The sequence below is a fragment of the Thalassospira profundimaris genome (genome assembly GCF_003326795.1).
In the GTDB taxonomy this organism is placed as follows: domain Bacteria; phylum Pseudomonadota; class Alphaproteobacteria; order Rhodospirillales; family Thalassospiraceae; genus Thalassospira; species Thalassospira profundimaris_C.
Map to the genome: position 1 here is coordinate 77,041 of NZ_JPWI01000004.1, position 25,990 is coordinate 103,030.

The following is a 25,990-nucleotide window of genomic DNA, read 5'->3' on the forward strand; positions in this document are numbered from 1 at the left end:
AAATCGTCACCGGACCAGAGACAGGATGATTTAATCTGATCGGTCCGTAACGTTCCCGATCCATGTCGAAAGCCTGTTCAACACGCCCGGGGCATAAGCATCCCGGCCCATAACGGTAAACAGCAGTTGTGTGGTGGCCGGCATGTCAGAGGCCAGCTGATAGTTAAACAGGCCGCTGCGCAAAAGCCCGTGGGTCGCATCGGCAAACAGGATGGTTTCGTTATGCTTGTTGCGACCGGTCAGAATCGACTGATAGGTTGCGAAATCGGTTTTGGCATCGACATTCAGATCATCTGTCCCGAACAGCGCGAGAATTGGCGACGTGGTACGCGCAAGATCGTCTTTTGCATCTGCAGAGATGTTGCGTTTGACGAAGTTGAACCGGTCTTCTGACATCGGGGCTGGGGTATCTTGTCTAACGGTTTCAAGATATGAATTGTAATCAGCATCAGGGGCAAAAACCACGGCATCACGTGTCTTGCGTCGGGTGATTGCATCGGTGATTTCGCGGTCGGTTTTGCCTTCGGCCAACAGGCGTTGACGGGTGTAGTACGCCCCCTGATCCTGCCAGTTAACAGCCCCGCCGATAATAACGCCAAATGCGTTATCAGGGGTAATCTGTGCGGCCTTGGGGATGACCCAACCGGCCTGCGAGAAACCAAGAAAACCGATCTTTCCGGCATTCCCGGGGCGCTGTGATGTGATCATCTTGAATGCGGCCACTGCCTCAGTCGCGCGATCATTCATGGATTGATCCAGCCAGTTGCCTGTGCTTTCGCCGATGCCGGCCTTGTCCCAGCTATAGATACCGATATTCTGATCCAGCAGGGCACTGAACAGCGGCAAATATCCATCACCCGAAAAGCGATCCTGTGGGCCGTCGCCATGAATGATCAGGGCAATTGGTCCGTCATGATTTTGGTTTGGAAGGATAAGCGACCCGGACAGGTGGTCTGGGCCGTGATCAAAGCCGATCTCGGTAACGGATCGTTCCGAAAGATCAAAATCCATCATCCCGTTCATGAAATAGACGGCGGGTAAAATGATCAGTGCTGCAATCAGAAGGGCCGTCGTATTGAACTTGTTGACAGGGCGGCTTTGGCGGGGCGATGGCACGTCGGAACCTTTTGGTTGAGCGTCAGGATGCGAGGCTTGTGAAACAGAGCTTGCGTGAACAGGGGGGACGCGTCAATTCTTTGCGCTATGCCGATACTTAAAACACCAGATGAATGCATATTGTGACCTCGCCTGATTTACGACATCCCGACAAAACACCGCGCATGATCGCGGCCGAGATCTACCGTGGTTCAAGTTATGGTCCCAAACATCCATTGGCGATCCCGCGTGTTTCGCTGGTGGTGGATATGGTACATGCGCTGGGCTGGGTGGATGAAGACACCTATCTGACCGGTCCGGTCGCAACCGCCGATCAGTTATCGCGCTTTCATGACCGCGAATATGTTGATGCCGTGATGCAGGCAGAACGCGATCAATCCCTTCCCGAAGAGATGATGGTGCGCTTTGGACTGGGCAAGAATGGCAATCCGATCTATCCGGAAATTTTCCGGCGTCCGGCAACAGCCGCCGGATCATCGATCATGGCTGCCCAGCTGATTGCTGATGGTGGCATCATCCATCATCCGGCAGGCGGAACCCATCACGGATTGCGCGACCGGGCATCGGGATTTTGTTACTTCAACGACCCGGTTCTGGGGATTTATGCGCTTCTCGATTCGGGGCTTGATCGGGTCCTTTATGTCGATATTGACGCCCATCACGGCGACGGAGTGCAATATGCCTTTGCTGATGATGACCGGGTCCTGACCGTCTCGATGCATCAGGAAGATTTATGGCCAAAGACCGGGCCGATTGATGATGTCGCCGGGGGCATGGCGCGCAATCTTCCGATGCCCGGTGGCATGCATGATGACGAGATGCGCTTTGTGCTGCACGAATATTTGATTCCTCTTGCATTAAGTTTTGCGCCACAAGCTGTTGTTTTACAATGCGGATGTGATACGCTTGCCGAAGATCCACTCTCAAGGCAGCTTTTGGGCAATCAGTCGATCTGGGAAGTCGTGGCGGCGATGACCAGACTGGCCCCAAGAAGTCTTGTTCTTGGAGGCGGAGGATATAGTCCATACGGGGTTGCACGCTGTTGGTCCGGGGTCTGGGCGACCGTTAACGAGATCGAAATACCACCTGTGCTACCCATCACAGCGGAAAATATCCTGCGTGTCATAAAATGGTCGCATAGCCGTGGCAGACAGCCGGCCGATGAGTTGTTTACAACCTTGGCTGATCCATGGCGGGGTGGCGCAATCCGGGGCGAGGTCCGGGAACGCGTCAAAAGACTAAGAGGGTATGGGGTATGAAGTCGTTCATTCAGATGACTTTGGTGGTGTGCTTTATCAGCGCAGCGGTGGTTGCCGGGCTTAATGCCAAGGCGACAGGATTTGAACGATCGCGCATTCTGGTCGATGGCGAAGTTTATAATGTTGAAATGGCCGTCACACCCGAAGAACGATCACGCGGTTTGATGTTCCGCACCGAAATGGCAAATGATGCAGGCATGCTGTTTGATTTCGGTGGCGCGCGCGACATTTCAATGTGGATGAAAAACACCTTTATCTCGCTTGATATGCTGTTCATCGATGGCAGCGGCACGATTGTCGGCATTGAAAAACGCACAGTGCCGCAATCGGAAACCATCATCCCGTCGCCAAAGCCGGTGCGCTTCGTGCTTGAGCTCAATGGTGGTACAGCCGACAAGATGGGCTTTGAGGTCGGTGAAAAGGTCGAGGGCCTGCCGCGCTAGGCCCGGTTTTCCGGTGCTTTCCGAGATTAAAGAACAATCAGCAATAGCAAGGCCGCGGACGATATCTGCGGCCTTTGGTTTTTGTGCAACTTTTTCGGCAAAAAAGCACAATGCGGTCTTGCCCACCCGGCAGGATGGTGCTAAATCCACATCCGCGTCGGGGAGTAGCGCAGTCTGGTAGCGTACCTGCTTTGGGAGCAGGGGGTCGCGAGTTCGAATCTCGCCTTCCCGACCATTTCCCTTTTGTTGTTCGACGGTGATCCATCAGGATTTCCAATTCGCGATAAAAGGTGTAAAAGATGAAGTATTGGCAGGGGTTAGAGAGACCCGTCAAACTGCCATAACCATCTTATCCCGACGGTCAAGACGAGGGTCCCGATGAAGGTCCGTGTTTACAAACCTGCCAAAAACGCCATGCAGTCCGGTCAGGCTGCGACCAAGCACTGGGTCATGGAATTTGAACCGGGTGCGAAAAAGGTTGCTGATCAGCTGATGGGCTGGATCGGTTCGACCGATACCCGTGGCCAGGTTCGCATGTATTTCGAAACCCTTGAGGAAGCCCAGGCCTTTGCTGTGAAGCACAAGCTGATCGCCGATATCGAGCAGCCCAAGCCGCGCAAGGTCCAGATCAAGTCCTATGCCGATAACTTCGCTTTCAAGCGCGTTGTCTGACACAGGCTGGCTGTCAGCCGCTTTTGACCATACCATCGGGGCGGGCATCCGCCCCGTTTCGTCTGACAGGGGACGTTAAATCCTGAACACATATCGGGCAGGCGACCAATGCCATGCCCCGGGGTCAGCAAACCACCCCACCCAGCGGTCCCTTAGCTCAACTGGATAGAGCAACAGACTTCTAATCTGTAGGTTGCAGGTTCGAGTCCTGCAGGGATCGCCATTTTTATATTCTCACATCATCACAATAGGCGGGCGAGTTTTCTAATCTGTCCGTCAAGGTCTCTAATAACCTTGTCTATGTGCCATATGGTTGGGTTTGTGCTCCCGATTAGGTGGCCGTGAACGGTGAGATGCATAAACGATAATTGGCTGGTGATCATAGCCCGCCTTTCATCGATGCCCCGCACCATACCATTTTCCGCAAAATAGATGTTTTCGAAATTGGAGATTTCCGTGCTTGCGGACTGGTAGGCCTTCAATGGTAATCCACTGACATGACGGTTAAGACCAACACGGTTGATTAGCGAGATGACAGTGCGGAAATCGAGCGTAATTTGTTTAACGGTATCTTGAATGGTCAGCATGTCGTTAACCAGTTCGTCGATTTCCTGTGGTTTGTTTTGTTGGGCAAGCGCGACATAATGCTCTTGCACCGGTGAAATGTCGTCACCCTGCTCAATTAATCGACAAATTTCGAGGGCGTCTCCCAGTTCTTTCGATATTGCCTTGTGTTTGTTTTTGGCACCGTGGATCAGAGTGCGAAGTTCGACAAGCTCCTTCCGGCAGGTATCGATTGTTCGACGTTGCTGATTTGTGTCCTGCCATTTGACCGCCGTCAGCGCAAGATAACCACCGCCAAGGCCAAGTAGTCCGGCTACAATAGTTTCCCACTGAAAGCTCAGCCATTGACGGCAAAAACCGTTGGATATTGGGCTACATGCATTGTCAATGGTCATAAACATAGCTGGTAGACCGATAATCGCTGCAACTGCGATTGGCCATTTAGGCCAGTTTTCCCTAGTCCAAGTCACTGTATTTCTGCCAAGTTGAAAAATGGCATTGATCATGCCCCGTGGATTGCGGGTTGGTCAAAAGAAATAGGAGGGTAGGTGATTTCTAGGAACTATTGCTTGGTGAGGGGAATATGCTCGAGTGCTAGCCGGGTTATCGCGCTGAGAAATACCGACCCGGACGATGATTCAGTGCGATGATAAGGTTGAGAATGACAGCGCCCAGGATCGACAGCAGGACCTTGTCAAAGGGCAGGGTCAGGAAGGCGATGACGAGGATCACCATATCGACGGCAAGCTGGAAGTAACCGGCACGGATGCCGAAATGTTCCTGAAGATAAAGGGCCAGGATATTGATGCCGCCAAGGCCTGCACGGTGGCGAAACAGCATGAGCAAGCCGATGCCCATCAGCGCGCCGCCAGCAATTGCGGCATAGACCGGATTAAGCATCTGAAAATCAACCATCATCGGGGTGAGCTTTGAAAAGCCCGATACCAGACCGACCGCGATAAAGGTTTTGACTGTAAATGCCACGCCCATGCGCTTGAAGGCCAGCCAGTAGAAGGGCAGGTTGATCACAAAGAAGATCAGACCAAATGAAAGCCCCGTGGCATGTTCAATCAAAAGCGCCGCGCCGGCCGTGCTGCCAGTGACCAGAACGCTTTCACTATAAAGCGTCACCCCAAGCGACACCACCATTGTCCCCAGCAGCAAAGCCAGCACGTCTTCGTAAAGGCGATGGGAAATATCGTCTTTTTTTGACGATGCCTGTGCGGCATCAATCGTGCCGCTGTCAGGTGCGGAGGCGTTGGCGGATACAGTTGTGGATGCGGTGGTTTCGGCCATTTCGGACAACAGTCTTTTGTCTGATGAATAGGACCAGATTACGCTTTTCGCACGTGCGAAACAAGTTGGTGGAAAAGGGCAGGCCTAATTCGCCCGTTTTTGACAGGGCCGGGTTCCTGCACGCAAAAGACCGGCCTGATAAAGGCCGGTCTTGGTAAAATCATGCGTGAAAATATAAGTTCCGGTGGTCGCGATGGGGCAGAAATCAGGCGGCTTCGTCCCATTTCGGGGCAAAGGACGGGTCAATCAGGCGGCCATCGGGTTTGGATAGTTCATTGATTGCTGCCATATCGGCATCTGACAATTCAAAATCAAAGATGTTGAAATTGGCCGCGGCATTTTTCGGCGAACCCGATTTCGGGATCGCCATCACGCTGTCTTGCTGCATCAACCAGCGCAGCGTGACCTGAATGCCGGACTTGCCGTATTTGGCGCCGATTTCCTTAAGGACCGGATCATGCAGAACAGTGCCGCGCGCAATCGGGCAATAGGCGGTCAGAAGCATGTCATGGCTGCGCAGGCTTTCAAGCACCTTCGACTGGTCAAGATAGGGGTGATATTCGACCTGATTGACGGTGAGCGGTATGGCGCTTTGCGCGACGGCCTTTTCAATAAGGGCAGTCGGGAAGTTTGAAATCCCGATCAGGCGCGTCATGCCAAGGTTCTTGACCTCGTTCAGAGCGGCCAGCGTTTCGGCAAGCGGTACTTCATCGGTCGGCCAGTGCAAAAGCAGAAGGTCAACATGGTCAAGATCAAGCTTGCGAAGGCTTTCGACGACCGAGGTTTGCAAATCACCGCTCTGGAACTTGTCGTACCAGACCTTGGTGGTCAGGAAATAGTCGTCACGCGCCAGTCCCGAAGCCTTAAGGCCGTGACCAACGCCTTCTTCGTTGTGATACATCTGGGCTGTATCGAAGTGGCGATAGCCGATCTTGGCGGCCTCGGTTACCATTTTGGCCGCATCATCATTATTAAGCTCGTAGGTCCCAAACCCGAGGGCCGGAATTTCAATACCCTGCCAGTTCCGGTAGATCATGATGTTTTACCCCCTCTGTGTAGTTTGTTGTGATTTTGGCTGCTGTCACTGCCATGTGCAAATGACGATCAGGTGTCAATGTGGCTGATATGCGCCAGATTTAGTGCAGTGCCACAAATTCGCAACCTGTACGGTTGGATGAGATGTGCTGTTCAATGGGGAAGGACGCCCGGGCAATGTCTTTGTGTCAAAAGAGCTTTTGCCAAAGAAAAAGGGCGACCGGGTATGTCGGGTCGCCCGAAGTTCAGGACTTAGAGTGAGGCTGTATCAAGCCAAGAACAAACTTGCACCAGATCGCAGACGATATCCTTGATTTGCCTCAAGCCGTCGAAAATTAGGCCGGTTTTCCATCTTCTCCGGTTTCACTGACCGCAGCATTAAGGTGATAGAGGGAATCCCGGATGACCTGCGGGCCAAGATCCTTGGTGATGAAGACGATCTTTGAGCGATGATCGTCACTTGGCCATGCCGGAAGCGATGCCGGCGGATGGAAAATGTGCTGAACCGCGTGAATGGCGACCGGGGCGTCTTCGCCAACAAGGTTGAGAATGCCTTTGACGCGCAAAAGGCTTTCACCGCGCATCTGGGTAAAAATCTCGGCCCAGGTGACAAAGGCATCCCAATGCAGTGGTTCATCAAAGGTGATGCAGAATGACCGGATATGATCGTCATGGCGGTTTACGTCATGGGCGTGGTCGTGATGGTGGTGTTCATTGTGATGATCGTGGTCATGATCATGACTATGTGCATGTTCATGTTCATGTTCATGCGGATCATCGCCATGATGGTCATAGGCCTCGTCACGCAGCCATTTCCGGACATCCATGCTTTTGGTCGCCGGATCATAAAGCCCGGCATTGAACAGCTTTGATACCGCGATATCGCCATTCACCACCGGATAGATCGGCGCGGCGGGATTAAGGGCGCGCAGGCGGTCAGAAAGAGCGTCTCGGGTAGCCTCATCGACCAGATCGGACTTGGTCATCAGGATGCGGTCAGCAACAGCAGCCTGTTTGACACTTTCAGGATGCTGGTCAAGCTGCCCTGATCCATGGATGGCATCAACCGTGGTGACCACGCTATCAAGGCGAAACTTGGTGGTGAGCAACGGATCGGTCATCAGGGTATGAAGGATCGGTGCCGGGTCGGCAAGGCCGGTGGTTTCAATGATCACCCGGTCAAAGGCGGGGATTTCGCCGCGCGTGCGTTTGACAAACAGATCGCGCAGACCCGAAATCAGATCACCGCGTACCGAACAGCAAATGCAGCCTGAATTCAGCAACACCACATCTTCGGAGACTTCGCGCACCAGAAGATGATCCAGCCCGATTTCGCCAAATTCATTGATCAGGACAGCCGTGCTTTCCATGCCGTCCTGAGTCAGAAGGCCGTTAAGAAGCGTGGTCTTGCCACTGCCCAGAAAGCCGGTAATGACCGTGGTTGCGATGCGTTCAAACTGTTCGTCGGAAATGGTCATGTCGTTTGTATCTTACTTCTTGCCGTAGAGTTCATCGACGGAGACTTCCGGTTCGGAAATCACGACTTCCTGTCCATCGCGGGCGGCGAAATAGAAACAGTTGCGACGTCCGGTGTGGCAGGCAACGCCAAGCTGATCAACCTGCACCAGAATGGTGTCCTGATCGCAGTCATAGCGGAAATCGACAAGTTTCTGTACCTGGCCGGAGCTTTCACCCTTGCGCCAGAGTTTCCCTCGTGAGCGCGAGAAATAGCAGACCCGACCGGTTTCAAGCGTTTCAAGCACCGCGTCACGGTTCATCCAGGCCATCATCAGAACCTCGCCACTGTCATGCTGCTGGGCGATTGCCGGGATCAGGCCGTTTTCGTTGAATTTAAGCTTGTCGGCAATCTGTTGATTGGCAGCCGTCATGGGGTGCTCCGGTCGATGATGGTTGACTTTTTACGTTCGGCACGTCAGAAAATGATATATTATAACACTTCATCAGATGCCATGGCTTTTTGGGAATGATTGGGATCATAGCCGAAAAGCCATCGAGACGAGTTATCCAGATATGAGCGATCTTTTCCCGAAAAAGGGCCACGATCACGATAGATGTGTGCATAGCGCACTTGCGCAGGCAGAGAAAGTCTGTGACGCGGAAAATGCGCGCTTTACCGATATGCGCCGCAAGGTCTTTACCCTGATCTGGCAATCGCACAAGGCGGTGACAGCCTATGAACTGCTTGACGCGCTGACCGCCGAAGGGCAGCGCGTGCAACCGCCAACGGTTTATCGCGCACTGGAATTTCTGACCGAGCTTGGTCTGGTGCATCGTATTGAATCGCTGAATGCCTATTTCGGCTGTGACCGGCCTGACTGCGAACATCTGGGACAATATTTTATCTGTACCGATTGCGGCCGGGTTGCCGAAGCCGTGAACGAGGAAATGAGCAACGCCGTGCGCAAGGCGGCAATCGGTGTCGGCTTTACCATTCAGGCGACCACGGTCGAGATCAAGGGGCTGTGCCATGACTGCGCCACTCATTGAGGGGCGGGGACTTACCCTGTCATTTGGCAGTGAACGGGTTCTGGATCAGGTATCGCTTTCGATCCGGGCTGGTGAAATCATTACCCTGATCGGGCCGAACGGTGCGGGTAAGTCAACGCTGGTCAAAACCCTGTTGGGTTTGCAAAAGCCCGATAGCGGCGAAGTAATCCGCAAGCCGGGTCTTCGGGTTGGCTATGTTCCGCAAAAGCTTGCGATTGATCAGGTGTTGCCGCTGACCGTGAAGCGGTTTCTGACCCTGACGCGATCAGCAACACGCAACCATTGCGAAAAGGTCCTGACACAGGTCGGGGCGTCGCACGTTATTGATGCCCAGATGAGCAGCCTTTCGGGTGGCGAGGCACAGCGCGTGATGCTTGCGCGGACATTGTTGCTGCGCCCCGAGTTGCTCGTCCTTGATGAACCGACACAGGGCGTGGATGTCAGCGGGCAGGCCGAACTTTACCGGTTGATTGATGAAATCCGCCATGAGCTTGATTGCGCGGTTCTGATGATCTCGCATGATTTGCATCTGGTGATGGCCAAGACCGATCAGGTGGTGTGTTTCAATCGTCATGTCTGTTGTTCGGGTATCCCCGAAACCGTGCGTCAGCATCCGGAATACCGTTCGCTGTTTGGCGTGCGCGAGGCGGATGCGATTGGCATCTATACCCACGAACATGATCATGAACATGATCTTTCGGGCCATGTGGTTGGCGGATGCGGTCATGACCATTCCCATGATCATCACAACCATAATCACGGCCATAACCATGGGCACGGGCATTCTCATGCCCCTCATAACCATGCAGATGCACCCATCCGACAAGAGGCAGACACAGCAAAATGATCGATGATTTTCTTGTGCGCGCCATTGTTGGTGGCGTGTTGCTGGCCTGCATCTGCGGTCCGTTCGGGGCTTTTATCGTCTGGCGGCGGATGGCGTTTTTTGGCGATATGCTGGCCCATTCCGCCTTGCTTGGCGTTGCTCTTGGTCTGTTGATCGGGGTGGACGTGCGGTTGGGCATGATTGCGACCTGTCTTGCCAGTGCCTTGATCCTGGCCTTTGGGCAGCGGCAATCAAAGATCGGCAGTGACACGGTTCTGGGCATGCTCGCCCATTCGACCCTGGCACTTGGCATGGTTGCTCTTGCCTTCGTACAGGGTGTCGCGGTTGATATCATGGCCTATCTGTTTGGTGATATTCTTGCCATCACCATGGGCGATATCTGGCTGATGCTGGGTGGGGGTGTCGTTGCAATTGGTGGCCTGATCTGGATGTGGCGACCGCTGCTCGCCCTGACGGTCAGTCCGGAAATTGCCGCTGCCGAAAGTATCCCGGTCGAACGTCTGCGTTTGATTTTCATGTTGCTGATGGCGCTTGTGATCGGTCTTGCGATCAAGATTGTCGGTGTTCTTCTGATCACGGCACTTTTGATCGTGCCAGCCGCCAGTGCACGGTTCTTTGCCAAAACGCCGGAACAGATGGCGATTGGGGCCGCATTGTTCGGGGCAGCATCGGTTCTGACAGGCATTGCGCTGTCATGGCATGTTGATACGCCAGCCGGGCCAAGCATCGTGATCTCGGCAGCGGGATTGTTTGTGATCAGTTCAATCGTGATGATGGGATTGCGTCGGCGCTAAAGCCCGAAGGATATTGCGTTACGTCGTCACGGGAAAAATAAGCCGATATCGCATCAATCAGGCATCGCACGCGTTTTGGGACACTGTGCCCGGACGGATAGACAAGTTGTAAATCCGTAGGCGGCGGTGCAAAATCAGCCAGGATCGGGACAAGGCGCCCGTTTTTTACGTCGTCTTCGATGTCCCAGTGCGATTTCATGCAGATACCAAATCCTTCGACAGCCCACTGGCGGATCAATGATCCTTCATTGGCTGTCCGGTTGCCCTTGATCTGAACCATTCTTTCACGACCATCAATCGTAAAGGGCCATTCCTGTTCGGGTTCGTTGCCAAAACGCATGACAAGGCAGTTATGCTGTTCTAGGTCCGCAGGCGTTTGTGGCGTGCCGTAACGGGCAAGATAATCGGGGGATGCAGAGGCAAATCGATGAACATCTCCAAGCTTGCGACGTTTAAGGCTGCTGTCGGCAAGCTTGCCATAACGCACGGCCAGATCGATGCCTTGCCCGACCAGATCAATATAGCCGTCGGACAAGAACAGATCGATTTCGATATCGGGATGTTTTTCGATGAAGTCGTTGAGGATCGACGCAATCCGGTGACGGCCAAGATCAAAGGTCACGCTGATCCGGATCGGGCCCGACAGGCGATCCGCACCATGGCGGATCTGTGATTGCAGGTCATTGGCCTCTCCAACCAGTTGTCTTGCACCGTCAAGAAGGGTTCGTCCTTCTTCCGTCAGACTGATCGCGCGCGTGGTGCGGGTCAAAAGACGGGTGCCGTAATGGTCTTCAAGGGCAGCGACCCGTTCCGAAACCGTTGCCGGGGAAAATCCGAAATCACGCCCGGCCGCTGCAAGGCCGCCTTTTTCAACAATCCGGATGAAAAGCGAAAGGTTGGTCAATAAATCCATTGTTCGGAATTTCCAAAAATATACTGCATAATTTTGGCAATTATTTTGAAAATCCGCAATCGATAAAGTCAGGGCAATGACGACGAGCGCCCTGAAAATGTGAGAATCAAAGACTTATCAGGCTGAAAGAACGGCATATTTCGCATGATTTACCGTTCGCCGGTCCCCCATCCGCATAGTCGATACTTTTTGATCGACACGCTTTCAGGGCGTCCACATACCAGTGACAGGATCAATGAAATGACGAACAATCTGTTTGCCCGATATGATTTGCGTGGACTTGAATTGCCAAACCGGATGGTGATGGCTCCGATGACCCGTTGCCGCACCGATCAACCCGGTGACATCCCCAATGATCTGATGGCGACCTATTATGCGCAACGTGCCAGTACTGGCCTGATCGTGACCGAGGCCACCCAGGTCTCCAAACAGGGGCGCGGCTATTCCTTTACGCCGGGCATCTACACGGATGAACAGGTGGCAGGCTGGCAAAAGGTTACCAGGGCGGTTCATGACGCGGGTGGTCGCATTTTCCTTCAACTTTGGCATGTCGGACGTATGAGCCATGCCAGCTTCCATGATGATGGTATGCCGATTGCGCCATCCGCATTGTCGCCCGACGCCCAGGTCTGGGTGGTCGATCCCGAAACCGGGCAGGGCGGTATGGTCGATTGCACACCGCCACGCGCAATGACCATTGATGATATCAATGATGTCATCGAACAGTTTCGTATCGGCGCGGCCAATGCCGTCAAGGCGGGCTTTGATGGTGTCGAAATCCATGGGGCAAACGGCTATCTGATTGACCAGTTCCTGCGAACCACGTCAAACCAGCGCGATGATGCATATGGGGGAACGGCGGAAAATCGCATTCGCTTCCTGACCGAGGTGTGCGAGGCCGTGGTTGGAGAGATCGGTGCGGATCGTGTTGGTATCCGTCTGGCTCCATTCATTACCCAGCGCAATATGAATGATCCGACGATCATTGATACGATATTGCTGGCCGCCAAGGAAATTGACCGGATCGGTCTTGCCTATATCCATCTGTCCGAGGCCGATTGGGACGATGCGCCGCAAATCCCCGAACAGTTCCGTAAGGATTTGCGTGCGGCCTATTCCGGATCCATCATTGTCGCAGGCAAGTATACCAAGGAACGCGGCGAGGCGATCCTTGCAACGGGATATGCCGATCTGGTGGCTTATGGACGTCCATTTATCGCCAATCCTGATCTGGTGGCCCGGTTCAAGGGCGATCTGCCCCTTGACGAGCTTGATGGTGCGACATTGTTTGGCGGTGATGCCAGGGGATATACGGATTATGTGTCAGCCGAAGCAGCCTGACACAATGAGGAACGGGCGGCATCATGTGCCGCCCGTTTGCTTTTCAACGATCTTTGATGCCGCGATTCAGGCCGACTTCAGTCTTTGGAAACCGGCGTCAAGATCGGCAATCAAATCATCCGGGTCTTCAAGACCGATATGAAGACGGATAAGTTGGCCTTCCTCGTCCCATTTCGTCGCCGTGCGGATGCCTTTCGGATCTGATGGCAGGATCAGGCTTTCGAACCCGCCCCAGCTAAAGCCCATGCCAAACAGTTCCATGTTGTCGACCATATTGGCGAGCTGAGCCTTTTCGACCGGCTCCATCACAAAGGAAAACAGGCCGCAGGCACCGGTGAAATCACGTTTCCAGATCGCATGGCCCGGATCATCGGGCAGGGCCGGGTGCAGCACACGTTTGACTTCGCTGCGCGTTTGCAGCCAGTTGGCGACCTTAAGGCCGCTTTCATGATGCTGTTTCAGGCGCACACCAAGAGTGCGAAGACCACGTTGTGCGAGATAGCAATCATCAGGACCAATCGCATCGCCCGAAATGATGATCTGTTTCTTGATAGTCAGAAGGTCTTCTTCGGTCGCGGTCGTGATCGTGCCCATCATGACGTCGGAATGACCGACGATATATTTGGTGCCAGCCTGAACCGAGACATCAACACCAAGTTCAAACGGACGGCACAGGATCGGGGATGCCCAGGTGTTATCAAGCAGCACCTTGACGTCACGTGCATGAGCTGCTGCGGCAATTGCGGGGATATCCTGCATCTCAAACGTCAGGGAACCCGGGCTTTCACACCAGACAAGAACGGTATTGTCGCGGATAAGACCGGCAATATCACCACCGATGGCCGGATCGTAATATTCGGTTTCAACACCAAACTTCCTAAGGAAGCTGTTGCACAGATTGCGAGTCGGATAATAGGTGCTGTCGGTGACCAGAATATGATCGCCCGGCTTTACAAAAGCCAGGATCGTGTTGGTGATTGCCGCAACGCCTGATGATACGCAAAGCGTGCCAAAGCCGCCTTCAAGTTCAGCCACGGCTTCTTCCAGCAGGAAGCGGGTCGGGGTGCCATGACGCCCATAGGTGACCTTGCCCGGTGCAGATGCACCAGCCTTTTCAAGTTCGGCAAGACTGTCAAACAGGATGGTCGATGCGTGCAAAACCGGTGGATTGACCACGCCATGATACTGGCTCGACCGGCGACCGGCATGAACCAGTTGGGTTGCCGTCTTTTTGGGGCTGTTGGCAGACATTGGTGGTGCTTCTCCTTGATGGGCGAGTTCGGGGCGTGGCGTCATTTTTGTTATGACTAAGTCAAACCATCTTGGGCGGCTGCCATCAAGGATTTTTGCGCAAAAGTCATTGTGAAATCAGTGATCCGGGTTATTTCTGGATGTCTGACCAATTGGTCGCCACCACAAATCCGATAAAAAGAACATCCAGTTCCCAAGGAGGCCCCGTGATCGAACTTCAGGATTTCCGCGCTGCGCGTCGTGCCATTTCCGACCATATGCGTCTGACGCCAGTTTATGCCGCAAGCAACTTTGCCGATAACATGGCCTTTGGCAGTGCGAAGCGCATTCCGGAACTTTTCCTGAAACTTGAAAACATGCAGGTCACCGGATCGTTCAAGGCACGCGGGGCGATGAATGCGGCCCTTGCCCTTGATGACGCAAAGCGATCCATGGGGCTGTGCACCGCATCGGGTGGCAATCATGGCATGGGGGTTATCCATGCCGCGCGCACCCTTGGTGTGCCGGTCAAAATCTTTTTGCCGACCAATACGCCCAAGCCCAAAATCGAAAAGCTGCGCGCGCAAGGTGTTGATGTAGCCCTGATCGGGGCTGTGTGGGACGACGCCAACCGTGCGGCCATGGACCATGCACGCGAAAGCGGCATGGCCTATATCCATCCGTTTGCCGATCCCAGGGTAATTGCAGGCCAGGGCACCATTGCGCTGGAGCTTCTGGAACAACAACCCGATCTTGATACGCTTGTGGTTGCGATTGGTGGTGGTGGGCTGATTTCCGGTGTCGCGACCGCGGCCCGGTTGTTGCGCCCGTCCATTCGGGTGATCGGGGTTGAACCGACCGGGGCTGCGACCCTGTTTGAAAGCCTAAAGGCAAATGAAGTCGTGACCCTGCCAAGTGTCAATACGGCCGCGACCAGTCTGGCCCCGCGTCAGTCATCGGCCCTTAATGTCGATCTGATCGGCAAGAATGTTGATCGCATTGCATTGGTCAGTGACGAGGAAATGCAAAAAGCCGCAAACTGGCTTTGGAAGGACCTTGGCATTGCTGTCGAACTTTCTGCTGCGGCCGGGATTGCGGCAATCATGACAGATCGTCTGGGGGTGAATGATCCGGGCCGGGTTGGTGTTATCATTTGCGGCACCGGGACCGACGGGATCAAGTAAATCCCAAAAGACAGACGGGCAGGGAGTTTCCTTGTCCGTTTCTGTCTGTAGCCCGTTTTGTTCGAGCTTTGGGCAAATAAAAAGGGATGGAACCATTGGGCTCCATCCCTTTTTAAACCAGACGCCATCTGAAATCAGATAGCGTGGAATTTTGTAGCGTCGCAAACCGCCAAAGAGCCAGAGCTCTCCGGGACGGAATTACATCTTCGGCTCGACCACCTGACGACCACGGTACATACCGGTGTTCGGGTCAATGTGGTGCGGGCGATGCAGTTCGCCGGTCTCTTTGTCTTCGCGGTACGAGCCCTTGGCGAGCTTGTCATGCGAGCGACGCATGCCCTGACGGGACTTGGTCACTTTTTTCTTTGGCACTGCCATGGGTCATCATCCTCTGGCTTGGGTAAACTCAGGCGCGCTTGTTACCTTGCGCGGTCGGGAAAGTCAACGACCAAAGTGCCAGAATCTGCATTATTTGCATTTTCCGGCCTACTTTCGGCATCAGGCGCGTCACCACCAGATTGTCCACCACGATCAACATGATGATCAATATGCGGGATCAGCCCAACATCGCGCGGATCGTCGATAATGTCCGTTCGCTGGTCGTATACAACAAAGCCTGCCTTTTGGTAAGCCCCCAATGCACTTGGATGGTCCAAAGTGCAGGTATTTACCGTAACCCGCGCGGGCTTTAGGCTCCAGGCGGTATCAATCGCCCAGTTCAGCAGATATTTGCCATATCCCTTGCCAATGAATTCCGGGATCAGCCCCATATAATGCAGGTCAATGGTGCGGTCTTTTTCAAGTCCGGTCAGATCAAGTTCGCAATAGCCCGCAGGGACACCCGCGACATAAAGCACATAGACATGTGTTTCCGGGTTGGAAATCAGCGGAGCAAGTTCCTCGTCGCTCATCAGGCGGCGTTGCCACCAAAGCCATGGCTCCCCGACGGTATTATATAAGTAGCGATAAAAAGACAGGGTGGGGTCTTCGGCACGGATGATCGCGACCTTGCCCGGCGGAATGATTGCCGGTGCACGGTCGGGCGGGCTTTGCATTTCCAGAAAGCTGACAACAACTTCCAGCTTGCGCGGATTGGATGGGCTCATTGGTCTAAACTCTTGCGCATGATTGTATTTTGACGGCAGACAGGTGTTGGCTGTGTGGGGGCGCCGTCAATCAAGTCATAGCCGAGTTTGGCGTAAAAATCACCCGCTGTGGCATTTTCAATCGTGACCCGGATTTCGGATAGGCCGATGGCGCGCAGGATATCTTCGGCCAGCGTGACCAGTTCACGACCCAGTCCCGAATTCTGTATGTCCGGGGCAATCGCCAGATAATGAATCCAGCCATAAAAATTGTCATGGCCGGTCATCATGGTGGCGATGATCTGATGGTTTTGGGGGTGGCGGGCAATAATCAGGCTGCCATGGGCGGAATTAACACAGTTTTCGATATCCTGCCTGGCATCGCGAATTGCCGGGATCAATCTGGTTGCAATCCAGAGGGTGGTGATGGCCGCAATATCGTCACTGGTCGGGGATTTAAGCTGTTCAAGAATAATGCCTGCTCCGCCGCGGGCTGTTTCATGAATATTCAGACCAGATTGCGACGGTGCAGGCATATGAAACTCTTGAACTTTTCGAGATGCCGGGTGGTCCTGATCAGGCAGGACCAGTATCAACCGGGCTGTCTTCGGTTGTGGCCCACTGCGCCCAGGACCCGTCAAAGACGGCAACCTGTTTGTGGCCGGCGATATAGGCGCCCATGGCGAGCACGCAGGCCGTAACACCCGACCCGCAGGTTGCAACAACCGGCTTGTCCAGATTGACGCCAGCCTGTTCAAACGCGCCCTTGATTTCCTCTGGCCCCTTGAAGGTGCCATCGGCATTCAACAGCACATTGAAAGGCAGGTTGTAGGAACCCGGAACGTGGCCCGATTTACCCCATGGATCGGCAACTTCGCCACGGAAACGTTCGCCAGCACGGGCATCGACAAGTTGTTCGCGCTTGGTCTTGACGTTTGACATCACCTGATCAATCTCGCGCAGCAGGAAGCTGTTGGCGCGCGCAGTGAAATGGCGTTCGCGTGGCGGGGTCGGTGTGTCGGTAACCGGGCGGTTTTCGGCAAGCCATTTGGGCAGGCCACCATCAAGCACAACCACGTCATTATGACCGAAGTGACGCAGCATCCACCATGCGCGGCAGGCGGCAAGAGCCGATCCCGTCTGACCATAAACAACAATGCGTACGCCATCCCCAAGGCCAAGTTTGCGTACCTTGGCCGAAAACTTGATCGCGTCGGGCATCATGTGCGGCAGCGGGGCGCTGTCGTCAGCGGCAATTTCATCAATGTCAAAAAACACCGCACCGGGAATGTGCTGCGCATCGTAGATCTCGCGGGCATTTTTATTGTCAGCTGGCATGTACCAGCTTGCATCCACGACGCGGACATCCGGTGCGTCGAGGTGATCCGCCAGCCACTGGGTTGTGACCAGGGCATCGGAAAGTGGGTCAGTCATGGACAAGCTCCGATTAGCAATGTGGGTATTGCACGACCCCGGTTGATCCCGGGATCATTATATTGTGTGGTCCTGATGGTCTTATATGACTTCTTGTTGTTCAAATTTGTAATGGTACTTGCGGAAACTGGCAACCGGCAGTCATGTCGGCAGCCCTGATTTCCGGTGTTTTGATGCCGGAATGCAGTGCTTTGGCCGTCTGGTGTGCCAATCCTATTGGGCGAATACGATATTGATCCGTCGGTTCTGACGGCCTTTTTTCTCGATTTTGGCAACACTCACCGGGCCGATTTCACCGGTTTTGCGTACATGGGTACCGCCGCAGGGTTGGAAGTCGATCCCCTCGATCGTCACGGTCCGGATCGAATTGCCATCCATGGGTGGCTGCACTGACATGGTGCGCACAAGTTCCGGATTGGCTTTAAGTTCGGCGATGCTGATTTCGCCATCATAAACATCGGCGTCACGTGCAATCAGTTCATTGAGTTTTTCAGTGATCTCGTCCTTGTCCAAAGCGATATCAGGCAGGTTGAAATCAAGGCGCGCCTTGTGTGCGGCAATGTTGCCGCCGGTCACGTCGCCCTCGATGACCGCGCAAAGAAGATGCAGGCAGGTGTGAAAGCGCATCAGTTTGTGCCGGTTGTCCCAGTCAAGTTCGGCTGTGATTGCATCGCCAACCGCCGGAAGAGGGTGGTCATCGGCGATAATATGAAGAATTCGGCCGGTTTCGCGATCCTTGACGGTGGTGGCAACAGGAAGAACAGTGCCGGACGCGGTTTTGAGGATGCCAATATCCCCGGTCTGACCGCCAGCGGTGGCGTAGAAGACAGTCTGATCAAGCTCGATGCCGCGTTCTGAAACGCTTTTCACGGTCGCATCGCAGCTTTGGGCATAGGCGTCTTCGCGAAACAAAAGGCGTGTCATGATTGTTTATCCTTCCCTGATGGTGGCTTCAGATTTGCGCGACCTGTGATAGGCGGGGCGGCTGCGCATGTTCTTCACCGGAAATGAACATCTGTCATCTTCACGGGTGTTTTGTTCATGGTGTGGTGGTCGCGTCCTGATTGTCGAGGGTAAAATTGTCGGGCGACAATACTATGAATGTATGTTTGTGTACGTGAATCGGAAAATGATGTTGAATATCGTACAATATGTATGGTATTGGGTTGTGCAAATCAGGAGAAGCAGCAACCTTGGCAGCAATAATTCACGTCAAACTGACCGGCGAGGGGGATTTTGGCCCGGTGGATCTCGAATGCGCGATCCCGCCAGCACGCTTGCCTGTGGTTATGGCTGCCTTGTTCGGACAGCCAGTGCAGGCGCCTGTTGCGCAAGTAACACCATCCGGCTTGACTGGAAATGCCGCACGGTCGACGATACTCAACGCCGCACAAGCAGGCGACAGCGCGATAGCGCGGCCTCACACCCCGAACAGACAACAGAGTATAGATCGACATACAGACGATATACCGGGGGGCGTGCCCGTTCATGCAGCAGAGGGTGCATATGGGGCTGAACTTGCTGGAACTTCACCGCAAACAGACTATCCGCAGGCGGCATTTTCTGCCATCGAACCGGGCGCCTTCATTACCAGTTTCATGGGGTCGCTTGGTGATCTGGTCGCGCGAATACAGCCGCGCGGTTTTGCCGAAACCATCCTGATTGCGGCGATCTGGCTGCATTACCGGGATGGACGGGGCTTCGTGACGCGTGATGACGTCCGCCGTGTTCTGCGTCGCCAGGAACATCTGCGGATGCCGCGCAATTTTAGCCGTGATTTTCATGTTGCCGTCTCACGCGGCTATCTTGACGCCGTCGAAAATGAAGATGGTTACATCGTGTCACAGCTTGGCTATCAGTGGTTCCAATCCGAATGTCGAAATTGATACATAATGTCGAAAAAAATGTTGACTATATGTATGTGTAATGTATCGTTTTTACATTGGGACAAATAAAAAACGGGTGGGACCAACAATGCGTGAATGGGAAGTCAGAACAAGCTGTCGTGTATGGCGCGGGCGGTATGTGATCCGTGGGGATGTGGATCGCATTGCCAATGACATTGTCGAACTTCAACAAAACCGGTTTCCGGGTCTGGAAACCAGCAAGGTATCGCTTCGCGTGGTTACCATGGCCGTTATGTCGGTTCTGGCCGAAGAATGTTGCGAAGACGGGGTTACAGCAGCCGAACTTTCATTTCTTCTGACCACCTGTCTTGGCATGCCGATCTCGCCGAGCCGCATCGAAAAGGAAATGGCCGGGCTTTCCGGTCTGGTCTGGACAGGGGAATGGGGTGGCGAAACCCTTTATGTCATGGAAAAGAGAGGCCTGCGTTTCTTTGAAACGGCACGTGATCTTGCCCTGACCGAGCAGGGGAATATCAGTCAGGATGATCAGGCTGCGGTTATGGCGCTGGAAAGTGCCGAAGAGGCGGCGGGCAAGCCCATGATCAGTGCAACCATGATCAATAATCCGGCCCTGCATGCACGTTATCGCGTTGTCAGCTGATCATTAGAAACCGGTCTTGTGACAAACACCTGCCATCGTCTGGCGGGTGTTTTCGTTTTTGGGATCAGGGGGCGCGTAAAGGGATGGTGATGCAAACAGTCTTGACTGATCATGAAATGCGCCATATGCATTTGGGCATGGAAAACGTATTTGCACAGTTCAACTCGTATTATCCGCTGCACACATAGTGCGGCGCCTGTTGATGTGTTTGTAAATTAAACCAAGACCGGCTGCCCTTGGGCGGCCTTTGTTTTTTCCATAAACCGGTTTGCCCGAGGTGGCCCCACCATCAAGGAAAACCGAAATGACAATATCCCAACCTGTTGATCACCCGACGACGCCGCAAAATGCCAGTGAAGTGACGGCAAACGGATTTGAATCCGATGCGTTGCTGGCCCTGCATGCACGCGGTTTTATCCATCAATGTACCTCCTTTGCGGGGCTGGATCGTATTCTTGCCAGTGAAGAAGCCGTGCCGGTCTACATCGGATTTGATGCCACGGCTGATAGCCTGCATGTGGGCCATCTGTTGCCGATCATGACACTGCGCTGGTTGCAGCGCCACGGGCACAAGCCGATTGTTCTGGTCGGTGGCGGGACGACGCGCATCGGGGATCCCAGTTTTCGCTCGGAAGCGCGTCCGATCCTGACTGATGAACAGATCACCGCCAATATCAATGGCATTCGCAAGGTGTTTGGTCGTTTCCTGCGTTTTGGCGATGGCCCAACCGATGCGGTTCTGGTCAATAACGCCGACTGGCTTGACCAGTTGGGCTATGTCGATCTTTTGCGTGATATCGGGCGACACTTTTCGGTCAACCGGATGCTGTCATTTGATTCCGTGAAATCACGTCTGGAACGTCAGGAAAGCCTCAGCTTCCTTGAATTCAACTACATGATCTTGCAGGCCTTTGATTTTCTGGAGCTGTCGCGGCGCTTTGGATGCCGCGCGCAGATGGGCGGGGGCGATCAATGGGCCAACATCATCAATGGTGTCGATCTTGTGCGCCGGGTCGATGGCAATGAAGTGTTCGGGATGACAGCACCGCTTCTGACAACGTCATCGGGTGTGAAGATGGGCAAAACGGCGGCAGGGGCGGTGTGGCTGAATGCCGACCGGCTGAGTACCTTTGATTACTGGCAGTTCTGGCGCAATTGCGAGGATGGTGATGTTGGGCGTTTCCTGCGTCTGTTCACCGATCTTCCGTTGCTTGATATCGAACAGCTTGAACAATTGTCCGGTGCCGACATCAATGACGCCAAGGTTGTTCTGGCCGATGAAGCCACAAGGCTTGCCCATGGCGAGTTTGAACTTGAAGCTGCCAAATCAGCCGCCGATGGCATTTTTGGTGCCAACGGTGATCTCAGTGGTTTGCCGACACTCGAATTCACTGCCCATGCGCTACAAGACGGGATCGGGATCCTTGCCCTGATTGTCATGGCCGGATTTGCCAAAACCAATAGCGAAGCCCGCCGTCTGGTCGAAGCGGGCGCAGTGCGCATTGATGACAAGCAAATCACCGACCCGGAACATCATGTACTGCATTACGCATTTGATGATTGGGAGTTGCTGCAGCTTTCAGTTGGCAAAAAGCGTCATGCCGCGATCAAGCGTGTCGGCTAAGGGCATGGCAGCTTGATATCTGACGGGCAGATGTCAGAACAGCGACATCTGCCCGTCCGCGCTGGGCCGCTTGAAGCCGCTGCAATCAAGATCCATCGACCGGCCGGTCAGGTTATATTTCTTGCGTGCCAGTTTGAAACGATGGGCGATCAGTTCGGCAATCGGACCGGTGCCGCGCATACGGTTACCAAATTCCGACTGATAGCGTTCGCCACCGCGCATCTGGCGGATAAGAGACATGACCTTGTCCTTGCGCTCGGGATAGTTTGCCTCCAGCCATTCTTCGAACAGATCGGCAATTTCGAGCGGCAGGCGCAGGACAATGTGGCTGATCGCGCAGGCCCTGGCATCGGCACAGGCTGCCACGATGTTTTCAATCTCCATATCATTCAGGCCCGGGATGATCGGGGCGGCAAGCACAGTGACCGGAATCCCTGCGTCTGAAAGCTTGCGGATGGCATCAAGCCTGCGATGTGGTGCAGAGGCACGCGGTTCCAAAAGATTGGAAAGTCTGTGATCAAGGCTCGTGACTGAAACGGCAACCGATGCGCGATTGCGCGCCGCCATCGGGGCAATAAGATCAATGTCGCGGGTCACCAGCGCACTTTTGGTGATGATCGAAAATGGATGCTGGCAATCTGTCAGAACCTTGATGATGTCGCGGGTCAGTTTCTTGTCACGGTCGACCGGTTGATAGGGATCGGTGCTGGTGCCGATCACGATCGGGGCAGGGTTGTAGGCCTTGCTTGAAAGTTGTTTGCGTAACAGGGATGCGGCTTCCGGTTTCCAGAACAGGCGGGTTTCAAAATCAAGCCCCGGTGACAGGCCCAGATAGGCGTGGGTGGGTCTGGCAAAGCAATAGATGCAGCCATGCTCACACCCGCGATAGGGATTGATCGACCGGTCAAAGGGAACATCCGGGCTTTGGTTTCTGGTGATGACGCTGCGTGCGCCATCAATGCCAAGGGTGGTTTTGATGCGCGGCGGGGCATCTTCCATTAATTGCCCTAGCCATCCATCATCAACCGCCTGATGGATGTGACGTTCAAATCGCCCGTCAATATTGGACACAGCCCCGCGCCCTTTTTGACCGCGGGCGGGCAAGATGTTCAGATCACATTTCGCGTTTGACCATCCATCATCAAAAATGACAGCGCGGGCGTGGGCGTGGGCATGGGGTTGGCTGATATTGTTCTTCATGCGCTCACAATAAAGAACAAAAGAAGAACATTCAAGCCAAAGCCGATATGTCCAGATTTTTACAGCATCACGTTATGGACAGGCGCTGCCGTCTACCGCGGTGCCGTCTACCGTGACTGTGCCAGTAACGGTGGGAAGGGTTCCGCCGCCGTCACCGCATGGGTTGACGTTGTTGGTGGTATTACCTGTCCCTGACAGGTTATTTATGGTTGATGAATTGGCGAAGAACACAAATCGCTTGTCGAAGCCTGCTCCGCTCACGGAAAGCTTGTTGTCATCGATGCTGATGTTGGAATTGTTGCCGATAATCGCCAGGAATCGGGCACCATTTGCATTGGAGGTAATGGATGAAACATTATTCTTGATGGTCACATCCTGGCTGTCTCTGATTATGATAGCGCCTGCGGTTGAGTTGTCGTTCTGCGTTGTCAGGTTGTTGTTCCGAATGGTAACATTTTGCTTTCCTTCGATGTGGACGATGTATGCTGACCCGGTCGTGTTAACGTTCGCGGTCACACCAATCAGGCTGCTGTTATCGGCCATGTTAAAGAAACGTGCACCACCGCCGGCGCCGCCATTACTGCCGGTGCCCGAGATTGATGCATCCGGAATGGTGACCGTAACCGACCGTCCTGTCGGGGTTTTGATGTCGAGTGCGCCACCCCCGACAATTGTTTGTCCACTCTGAATCGTTGTGACGGAATTGATTGCGGTGTAATTGCCGCTCAGGATCACGGTTGAATTGGCACCTGCATTGGCAATGTCAGTGGCAAAGTTCGCCGCCGATGTCGAGTTGCTGTTCAGAACTGTGATCGTTTTCCCGTCCGCAGTCTGGGTGATTTCACTTGCTTCAGAAAACTGTCCGGCCTGACTGACCACATCAATGTCGCGAATGATGGGATCGGTCATGCGCCGTTCCATCGCGCTCAGGCGGGGTTTCGGAGTATCGCCGAAGCCTTGCAACGGGATACGAAGGCGGAAGCTGGCAAAGCCCTGCGTGCCCCGTGGGCTGTCATGCTGAATTTCCGCCCCGAGCGAGAAGCGCGACCCTTCCCACAAAAAGGGGACTTCATCAAAGGTCAGGTCCAGTCGCCCACGCGGACCCTGCACTGTATCAACACCGTCTTCCGTAAAGCGATAACCACCGGCATAGGCACGGAGTTGCTGTCCGGCATCAGCCGCAAATAACGGAATGCGCCAGCCGATTTCCCCGTCAAAGCCACGTAATGCGCGTTCTTCACCTTGATTGTACATCAAGGAGGTGCCGCTCACATCAACAGTACTGAGGCTGTCCTCGAAGTATTGTGTCGTGCCAATCGGGACATAGGCATTGGCGCGAAAATCCCAATCAAGCGACAGGGCCTCTGCGCCGAAGGTCAATTGGTTGAATTTGTTGCCATAGGGGCTGTGGCGGCGATCAAAGTAACCATAGCCGCCAATGTTCCATCCCGAATCAAGCATCTGACGGATGCCAAGACCGAAGTTCCCTTCGTGGCTGTTATTGTCATCCATCCGGGCGCGAAGGCTGGTGAATGTCAGTGTGTCCTCATCCTGCCAAAGCGGAATGAACAGATCTGTTTCACCAAGGTTGCGATCTGTACCTGCCTTGCCTTCAAGATCAATATGGCCACCCCATTTATCCGTATTTGGCAAGGTATCGGCTTGAGTCGTGGATGTTGCAAAAAAAGTGATGGCAAACAGGAAGACGGGCAGGGTGGCTTTGGTCATGTACATGATCAATCTGGTCAGAAAAGTTCATTGCGCAACAGCGATATGCCGATGCACTTGCGAGAAGCAGGGGTCTGTTGGCTCATGGGGAAATTGGTGCCCCGTAAATGTGCGACTGTGCGCCGCATCTGTATTTTCACTAAAAATCTAATGGGATGCGGGTGCCGGAACCACTTCTATTCTTTATCATTTTTCGAAAAGTTATCATTTTCCTCGGGGACGCGAGGAACGCGAAGAGCGCGAGGGGCGTGACCTCTGGGCAAATGTCATGGTCACAATCATTTTCTTGTTGGAATACCGTGTGGAGCTATAGTCGTCATGCGCTGTCAACATGCATAACCACGTAGCAGGGAGCTGCCCCATGGATTGGACCCAGTTTTTGAGCTTTGCGCTCGTGACGTCGCTTCTGGTGATGTCGCCCGGGCCGAATGGTGTTTTGGTGGCCAAAACGGTGCCGACATCCGGTCGTGCAGCCGGTTTTGCCAATGTCGCCGGATTTGTCACAGCCTTTTACATCCACGGGACATTATCGATCCTCGGGATATCGGTGATCCTTGTGCAATCTGCACAGGCATTTATGGTCGTCAAGTTGTTGGGGGCGGCCTATCTATGCTGGATCGGTTTCAAGGCATTGCGCGATGCATGGCGCGGTGTTCAGACCGTTCGGGAAGTTACCCCGGCCAAGCGCAAGCGGACCCTTGTCATGGCCTATGGCGAAGGGTTCCTGACCAATGTTCTGAACCCGAAGGTATCGATCTTTTATCTGGCAGCGTTTCCGCAATTCATTCCGGCGGGTGAAGGGGCGGTATCATCGGCCTTCATGCTGGTCTGCGTGCATGCCGCAATCAACGCCATCTGGTTCGGGGCTATTATCCTGCTGCTGGCGCGCTTGACGCGCTTTGCCGGGAGTGGCCGGTTCCAGCGCGCGCTCAAGGCAACCACCGGTGCGGTCTTTATTGCCTTTGGGCTGAAGCTTGCGACCTTCCGCCCCTAGGCATCGCATTCCAGCCGATCTGCAAATCCGCCGGTGGTCATGCCCCGGCGGGTTTTTATTTGCGGACAATGATCAACGCCATGACGGCACAAAATAGCGCAAGAAGGATGTCACTTGCAACAATACTGCCCATCACAAGGGCCTCAAAACTGGCAATCGGAAGGATGATTGATGCCAGAACCAGAAAGACCGGGTTGAACAGTTTCTGTTTCATT

The 25,990-nt window shown here is 54.0% G+C and carries 28 protein-coding genes and 2 tRNA genes; 14 read left to right on the forward strand and 16 right to left on the reverse strand.

The window, feature by feature from the left end; all coding sequences use genetic code 11:
- Positions 1 to 30 precede the first annotated feature (30 nt).
- Positions 31 to 1,116: an alpha/beta hydrolase family protein gene (locus TH30_RS08205; protein WP_258548654.1), complete on the reverse strand. Its 1,086-nt coding sequence runs from the start codon at positions 1,114 to 1,116 to the stop codon at positions 31 to 33.
- 122 nt (positions 1,117 to 1,238) lie between these two features.
- Here TH30_RS08205 and TH30_RS08210 point away from each other — a divergent pair, with 122 nt between their 5' ends.
- The 5 genes from TH30_RS08210 to TH30_RS08230 all read left to right on the forward strand — a co-directional run bounded on the left by TH30_RS08210 (position 1,239) and on the right by TH30_RS08230 (position 3,713).
- Positions 1,239 to 2,375, forward strand: a complete 1,137-nt coding sequence (locus TH30_RS08210; protein ID WP_309471207.1) for an acetoin utilization protein AcuC — start codon at positions 1,239 to 1,241, stop codon at positions 2,373 to 2,375.
- Positions 2,372 to 2,818, forward strand: coding sequence for a DUF192 domain-containing protein (locus TH30_RS08215; RefSeq protein WP_114097602.1), 447 nt, complete (start codon positions 2,372 to 2,374; stop codon positions 2,816 to 2,818). Before TH30_RS08210 ends, TH30_RS08215 begins: the two co-directional genes overlap by 4 nt.
- 158 nt (positions 2,819 to 2,976) lie before the next feature.
- A tRNA-Pro gene (locus TH30_RS08220) sits at positions 2,977 to 3,053 on the forward strand.
- A 143-nt stretch (positions 3,054 to 3,196) separates the two neighbouring features.
- Complete coding sequence (locus TH30_RS08225) at positions 3,197 to 3,490, forward strand: ETC complex I subunit (RefSeq protein WP_114097603.1); 294 nt, start codon at positions 3,197 to 3,199, stop codon at positions 3,488 to 3,490.
- 146 nt (positions 3,491 to 3,636) lie between these two features.
- Positions 3,637 to 3,713 (forward strand) — tRNA-Arg (locus TH30_RS08230).
- Positions 3,714 to 3,732: 19 nt separating this feature from the next.
- On the opposite strand, the gene TH30_RS08235 is transcribed toward TH30_RS08230, so the two are convergent.
- The 5 genes from TH30_RS08235 to hisI form a co-directional block, all read right to left on the reverse strand.
- Positions 3,733 to 4,560 carry a hypothetical protein gene (locus TH30_RS08235; RefSeq protein WP_114097604.1) on the reverse strand — a complete coding sequence of 276 codons (828 nt, stop codon included), beginning with the start codon at positions 4,558 to 4,560 and terminating at the stop codon, positions 3,733 to 3,735.
- A 97-nt stretch (positions 4,561 to 4,657) separates the two neighbouring features.
- On the reverse strand, positions 4,658 to 5,350 hold the full coding sequence (locus tag TH30_RS08240; protein WP_258548655.1) for a YitT family protein: 693 nt from the start codon (positions 5,348 to 5,350) through the stop codon (positions 4,658 to 4,660).
- Positions 5,351 to 5,555: 205 nt separating this feature from the next.
- Positions 5,556 to 6,386 carry an aldo/keto reductase gene (locus tag TH30_RS08245; protein ID WP_114097605.1) on the reverse strand — a complete coding sequence of 277 codons (831 nt, stop codon included), beginning with the start codon at positions 6,384 to 6,386 and terminating at the stop codon, positions 5,556 to 5,558.
- A gap of 334 nt (positions 6,387 to 6,720) precedes the next feature.
- A complete protein-coding gene (locus TH30_RS08250; protein ID WP_114097606.1) occupies positions 6,721 to 7,863 on the reverse strand; it encodes a CobW family GTP-binding protein in 1,143 nt (380 codons plus the stop codon).
- 12 nt (positions 7,864 to 7,875) lie between these two features.
- Positions 7,876 to 8,274, reverse strand: a complete 399-nt coding sequence (hisI, locus tag TH30_RS08255) for a phosphoribosyl-AMP cyclohydrolase (RefSeq protein ID WP_114097607.1) — start codon at positions 8,272 to 8,274, stop codon at positions 7,876 to 7,878.
- Between the two features lie 142 nt (positions 8,275 to 8,416).
- Between hisI and TH30_RS08260 the strand changes: the two genes are divergently transcribed.
- Genes TH30_RS08260 through TH30_RS08270 form a run of 3 tightly spaced genes read left to right on the forward strand, consistent with a single transcriptional unit; the run spans position 8,417 to position 10,534 of the window.
- On the forward strand, positions 8,417 to 8,893 hold the full coding sequence (locus TH30_RS08260) for a Fur family transcriptional regulator (RefSeq protein WP_114097608.1): 477 nt from the start codon (positions 8,417 to 8,419) through the stop codon (positions 8,891 to 8,893).
- Entirely contained in the window at positions 8,874 to 9,740 is an 867-nt protein-coding gene (znuC, locus tag TH30_RS08265; protein ID WP_114097609.1) for a zinc ABC transporter ATP-binding protein ZnuC, read from the forward strand. Before TH30_RS08260 ends, znuC begins: the two co-directional genes overlap by 20 nt.
- The gene (locus TH30_RS08270; RefSeq protein ID WP_181850184.1) at positions 9,737 to 10,534 is read left to right on the forward strand and encodes an iron chelate uptake ABC transporter family permease subunit; all 798 of its coding nucleotides are present in this window, start codon (positions 9,737 to 9,739) and stop codon (positions 10,532 to 10,534) included. Before znuC ends, TH30_RS08270 begins: the two co-directional genes overlap by 4 nt.
- On the opposite strand, the gene TH30_RS08275 is transcribed toward TH30_RS08270, so the two are convergent.
- Positions 10,497 to 11,447, reverse strand: coding sequence for a LysR family transcriptional regulator (locus TH30_RS08275; protein WP_114097610.1), 951 nt, complete (start codon positions 11,445 to 11,447; stop codon positions 10,497 to 10,499). The genes TH30_RS08270 and TH30_RS08275 overlap by 38 nt on opposite strands.
- 240 nt (positions 11,448 to 11,687) lie before the next feature.
- Here TH30_RS08275 and TH30_RS08280 point away from each other — a divergent pair, with 240 nt between their 5' ends.
- On the forward strand, positions 11,688 to 12,788 hold the full coding sequence (locus TH30_RS08280; RefSeq protein ID WP_114097774.1) for an alkene reductase: 1,101 nt from the start codon (positions 11,688 to 11,690) through the stop codon (positions 12,786 to 12,788).
- Positions 12,789 to 12,854: 66 nt separating this feature from the next.
- Here the strand turns inward: TH30_RS08280 and metC are convergent, their stop codons facing one another.
- Complete coding sequence (gene metC, locus TH30_RS08285; protein ID WP_114097611.1) at positions 12,855 to 14,039, reverse strand: cystathionine beta-lyase; 1,185 nt, start codon at positions 14,037 to 14,039, stop codon at positions 12,855 to 12,857.
- A gap of 206 nt (positions 14,040 to 14,245) precedes the next feature.
- Between metC and TH30_RS08290 the strand changes: the two genes are divergently transcribed.
- Positions 14,246 to 15,202 carry a threonine ammonia-lyase gene (locus TH30_RS08290; protein WP_114097775.1) on the forward strand — a complete coding sequence of 319 codons (957 nt, stop codon included), beginning with the start codon at positions 14,246 to 14,248 and terminating at the stop codon, positions 15,200 to 15,202.
- A gap of 198 nt (positions 15,203 to 15,400) precedes the next feature.
- On the opposite strand, the gene rpmF is transcribed toward TH30_RS08290, so the two are convergent.
- From rpmF to TH30_RS08315, 5 genes are all read right to left on the reverse strand, one after another.
- Positions 15,401 to 15,580 carry a 50S ribosomal protein L32 gene (rpmF, locus tag TH30_RS08295; protein WP_007090029.1) on the reverse strand — a complete coding sequence of 60 codons (180 nt, stop codon included), beginning with the start codon at positions 15,578 to 15,580 and terminating at the stop codon, positions 15,401 to 15,403.
- Between the two features lie 41 nt (positions 15,581 to 15,621).
- Entirely contained in the window at positions 15,622 to 16,308 is a 687-nt protein-coding gene (locus TH30_RS08300) for a GNAT family N-acetyltransferase (protein ID WP_114097612.1), read from the reverse strand.
- The gene (locus TH30_RS08305; protein ID WP_114097613.1) at positions 16,305 to 16,823 is read right to left on the reverse strand and encodes a GNAT family N-acetyltransferase; all 519 of its coding nucleotides are present in this window, start codon (positions 16,821 to 16,823) and stop codon (positions 16,305 to 16,307) included. Before TH30_RS08305 ends, TH30_RS08300 begins: the two co-directional genes overlap by 4 nt.
- A gap of 40 nt (positions 16,824 to 16,863) precedes the next feature.
- Complete coding sequence (locus tag TH30_RS08310; protein ID WP_114097614.1) at positions 16,864 to 17,721, reverse strand: sulfurtransferase; 858 nt, start codon at positions 17,719 to 17,721, stop codon at positions 16,864 to 16,866.
- A gap of 213 nt (positions 17,722 to 17,934) precedes the next feature.
- Positions 17,935 to 18,645, reverse strand: a complete 711-nt coding sequence (locus tag TH30_RS08315) for an alanyl-tRNA editing protein (protein WP_114097615.1) — start codon at positions 18,643 to 18,645, stop codon at positions 17,935 to 17,937.
- A 269-nt stretch (positions 18,646 to 18,914) separates the two neighbouring features.
- On the opposite strand from TH30_RS08315, the gene TH30_RS21975 reads away from it, so the two are divergent.
- The 3 genes from TH30_RS21975 to tyrS all read left to right on the forward strand — a co-directional run bounded on the left by TH30_RS21975 (position 18,915) and on the right by tyrS (position 21,853).
- On the forward strand, positions 18,915 to 19,607 hold the full coding sequence (locus TH30_RS21975) for a hypothetical protein (protein ID WP_147251948.1): 693 nt from the start codon (positions 18,915 to 18,917) through the stop codon (positions 19,605 to 19,607).
- A gap of 88 nt (positions 19,608 to 19,695) precedes the next feature.
- The gene (locus TH30_RS08325; protein WP_114097617.1) at positions 19,696 to 20,229 is read left to right on the forward strand and encodes a hypothetical protein; all 534 of its coding nucleotides are present in this window, start codon (positions 19,696 to 19,698) and stop codon (positions 20,227 to 20,229) included.
- A 304-nt stretch (positions 20,230 to 20,533) separates the two neighbouring features.
- Positions 20,534 to 21,853: a tyrosine--tRNA ligase gene (gene tyrS, locus TH30_RS08330; protein ID WP_114097618.1), complete on the forward strand. Its 1,320-nt coding sequence runs from the start codon at positions 20,534 to 20,536 to the stop codon at positions 21,851 to 21,853.
- A 33-nt stretch (positions 21,854 to 21,886) separates the two neighbouring features.
- Here the strand turns inward: tyrS and TH30_RS08335 are convergent, their stop codons facing one another.
- Together TH30_RS08335 and TH30_RS08340 are read right to left on the reverse strand one after the other, a co-directional pair.
- Positions 21,887 to 23,053 (reverse strand): PA0069 family radical SAM protein, encoded by a 1,167-nt coding sequence (locus tag TH30_RS08335; RefSeq protein WP_114097619.1) that lies wholly within the window; start codon positions 23,051 to 23,053, stop codon positions 21,887 to 21,889.
- Positions 23,054 to 23,125: 72 nt separating this feature from the next.
- A complete protein-coding gene (locus TH30_RS08340; RefSeq protein WP_258548656.1) occupies positions 23,126 to 24,781 on the reverse strand; it encodes an inverse autotransporter beta domain-containing protein in 1,656 nt (551 codons plus the stop codon).
- Positions 24,782 to 25,142: 361 nt separating this feature from the next.
- Here TH30_RS08340 and TH30_RS08345 point away from each other — a divergent pair, with 361 nt between their 5' ends.
- Positions 25,143 to 25,775 (forward strand): LysE family translocator, encoded by a 633-nt coding sequence (locus TH30_RS08345; RefSeq protein ID WP_114097621.1) that lies wholly within the window; start codon positions 25,143 to 25,145, stop codon positions 25,773 to 25,775.
- A gap of 55 nt (positions 25,776 to 25,830) precedes the next feature.
- Here the strand turns inward: TH30_RS08345 and TH30_RS22080 are convergent, their stop codons facing one another.
- On the reverse strand, positions 25,831 to 25,989 hold the full coding sequence (locus tag TH30_RS22080; RefSeq protein ID WP_181850185.1) for a hypothetical protein: 159 nt from the start codon (positions 25,987 to 25,989) through the stop codon (positions 25,831 to 25,833).
- Position 25,990 lies beyond the last annotated feature (1 nt).

Bases quoted from the DNA above. Each gene is read 5' to 3' on its own strand.
- TH30_RS08215 (WP_114097602.1), top strand. From the start codon at position 2,372: ATGAAGTCGTTCATTCAGATGACTTTGGTGGTGTGCTTTATCAGCGCA.
- TH30_RS08225 (WP_114097603.1), top strand. From the start codon at position 3,197: ATGAAGGTCCGTGTTTACAAACCTGCCAAAAACGCCATGCAGTCCGGT.
- TH30_RS08235 (WP_114097604.1), bottom strand. From the start codon at position 4,560: ATGATCAATGCCATTTTTCAACTTGGCAGAAATACAGTGACTTGGACT.
- TH30_RS08240 (WP_258548655.1), bottom strand. From the start codon at position 5,350: ATGGCCGAAACCACCGCATCCACAACTGTATCCGCCAACGCCTCCGCA.
- TH30_RS08245 (WP_114097605.1), bottom strand. From the start codon at position 6,386: ATGATCTACCGGAACTGGCAGGGTATTGAAATTCCGGCCCTCGGGTTT.
- TH30_RS08250 (WP_114097606.1), bottom strand. From the start codon at position 7,863: ATGACCATTTCCGACGAACAGTTTGAACGCATCGCAACCACGGTCATT.
- hisI (WP_114097607.1), bottom strand. From the start codon at position 8,274: ATGACGGCTGCCAATCAACAGATTGCCGACAAGCTTAAATTCAACGAA.
- TH30_RS08260 (WP_114097608.1), top strand. From the start codon at position 8,417: ATGAGCGATCTTTTCCCGAAAAAGGGCCACGATCACGATAGATGTGTG.
- znuC (WP_114097609.1), top strand. From the start codon at position 8,874: ATGACTGCGCCACTCATTGAGGGGCGGGGACTTACCCTGTCATTTGGC.
- TH30_RS08270 (WP_181850184.1), top strand. From the start codon at position 9,737: ATGATCGATGATTTTCTTGTGCGCGCCATTGTTGGTGGCGTGTTGCTG.
- TH30_RS08275 (WP_114097610.1), bottom strand. From the start codon at position 11,447: ATGGATTTATTGACCAACCTTTCGCTTTTCATCCGGATTGTTGAAAAA.
- TH30_RS08280 (WP_114097774.1), top strand. From the start codon at position 11,688: ATGACGAACAATCTGTTTGCCCGATATGATTTGCGTGGACTTGAATTG.
- metC (WP_114097611.1), bottom strand. From the start codon at position 14,039: ATGTCTGCCAACAGCCCCAAAAAGACGGCAACCCAACTGGTTCATGCC.
- rpmF (WP_007090029.1), bottom strand. From the start codon at position 15,580: ATGGCAGTGCCAAAGAAAAAAGTGACCAAGTCCCGTCAGGGCATGCGT.
- TH30_RS08300 (WP_114097612.1), bottom strand. From the start codon at position 16,308: ATGAGCCCATCCAATCCGCGCAAGCTGGAAGTTGTTGTCAGCTTTCTG.
- TH30_RS08305 (WP_114097613.1), bottom strand. From the start codon at position 16,823: ATGCCTGCACCGTCGCAATCTGGTCTGAATATTCATGAAACAGCCCGC.
- TH30_RS08310 (WP_114097614.1), bottom strand. From the start codon at position 17,721: ATGACTGACCCACTTTCCGATGCCCTGGTCACAACCCAGTGGCTGGCG.
- TH30_RS08315 (WP_114097615.1), bottom strand. From the start codon at position 18,645: ATGACACGCCTTTTGTTTCGCGAAGACGCCTATGCCCAAAGCTGCGAT.
- TH30_RS08325 (WP_114097617.1), top strand. From the start codon at position 19,696: ATGCGTGAATGGGAAGTCAGAACAAGCTGTCGTGTATGGCGCGGGCGG.
- tyrS (WP_114097618.1), top strand. From the start codon at position 20,534: ATGACAATATCCCAACCTGTTGATCACCCGACGACGCCGCAAAATGCC.
- TH30_RS08335 (WP_114097619.1), bottom strand. From the start codon at position 23,053: ATGAAGAACAATATCAGCCAACCCCATGCCCACGCCCACGCCCGCGCT.
- TH30_RS08340 (WP_258548656.1), bottom strand. From the start codon at position 24,781: ATGACCAAAGCCACCCTGCCCGTCTTCCTGTTTGCCATCACTTTTTTT.
- TH30_RS08345 (WP_114097621.1), top strand. From the start codon at position 25,143: ATGGATTGGACCCAGTTTTTGAGCTTTGCGCTCGTGACGTCGCTTCTG.
- TH30_RS22080 (WP_181850185.1), bottom strand. From the start codon at position 25,989: ATGAAACAGAAACTGTTCAACCCGGTCTTTCTGGTTCTGGCATCAATC.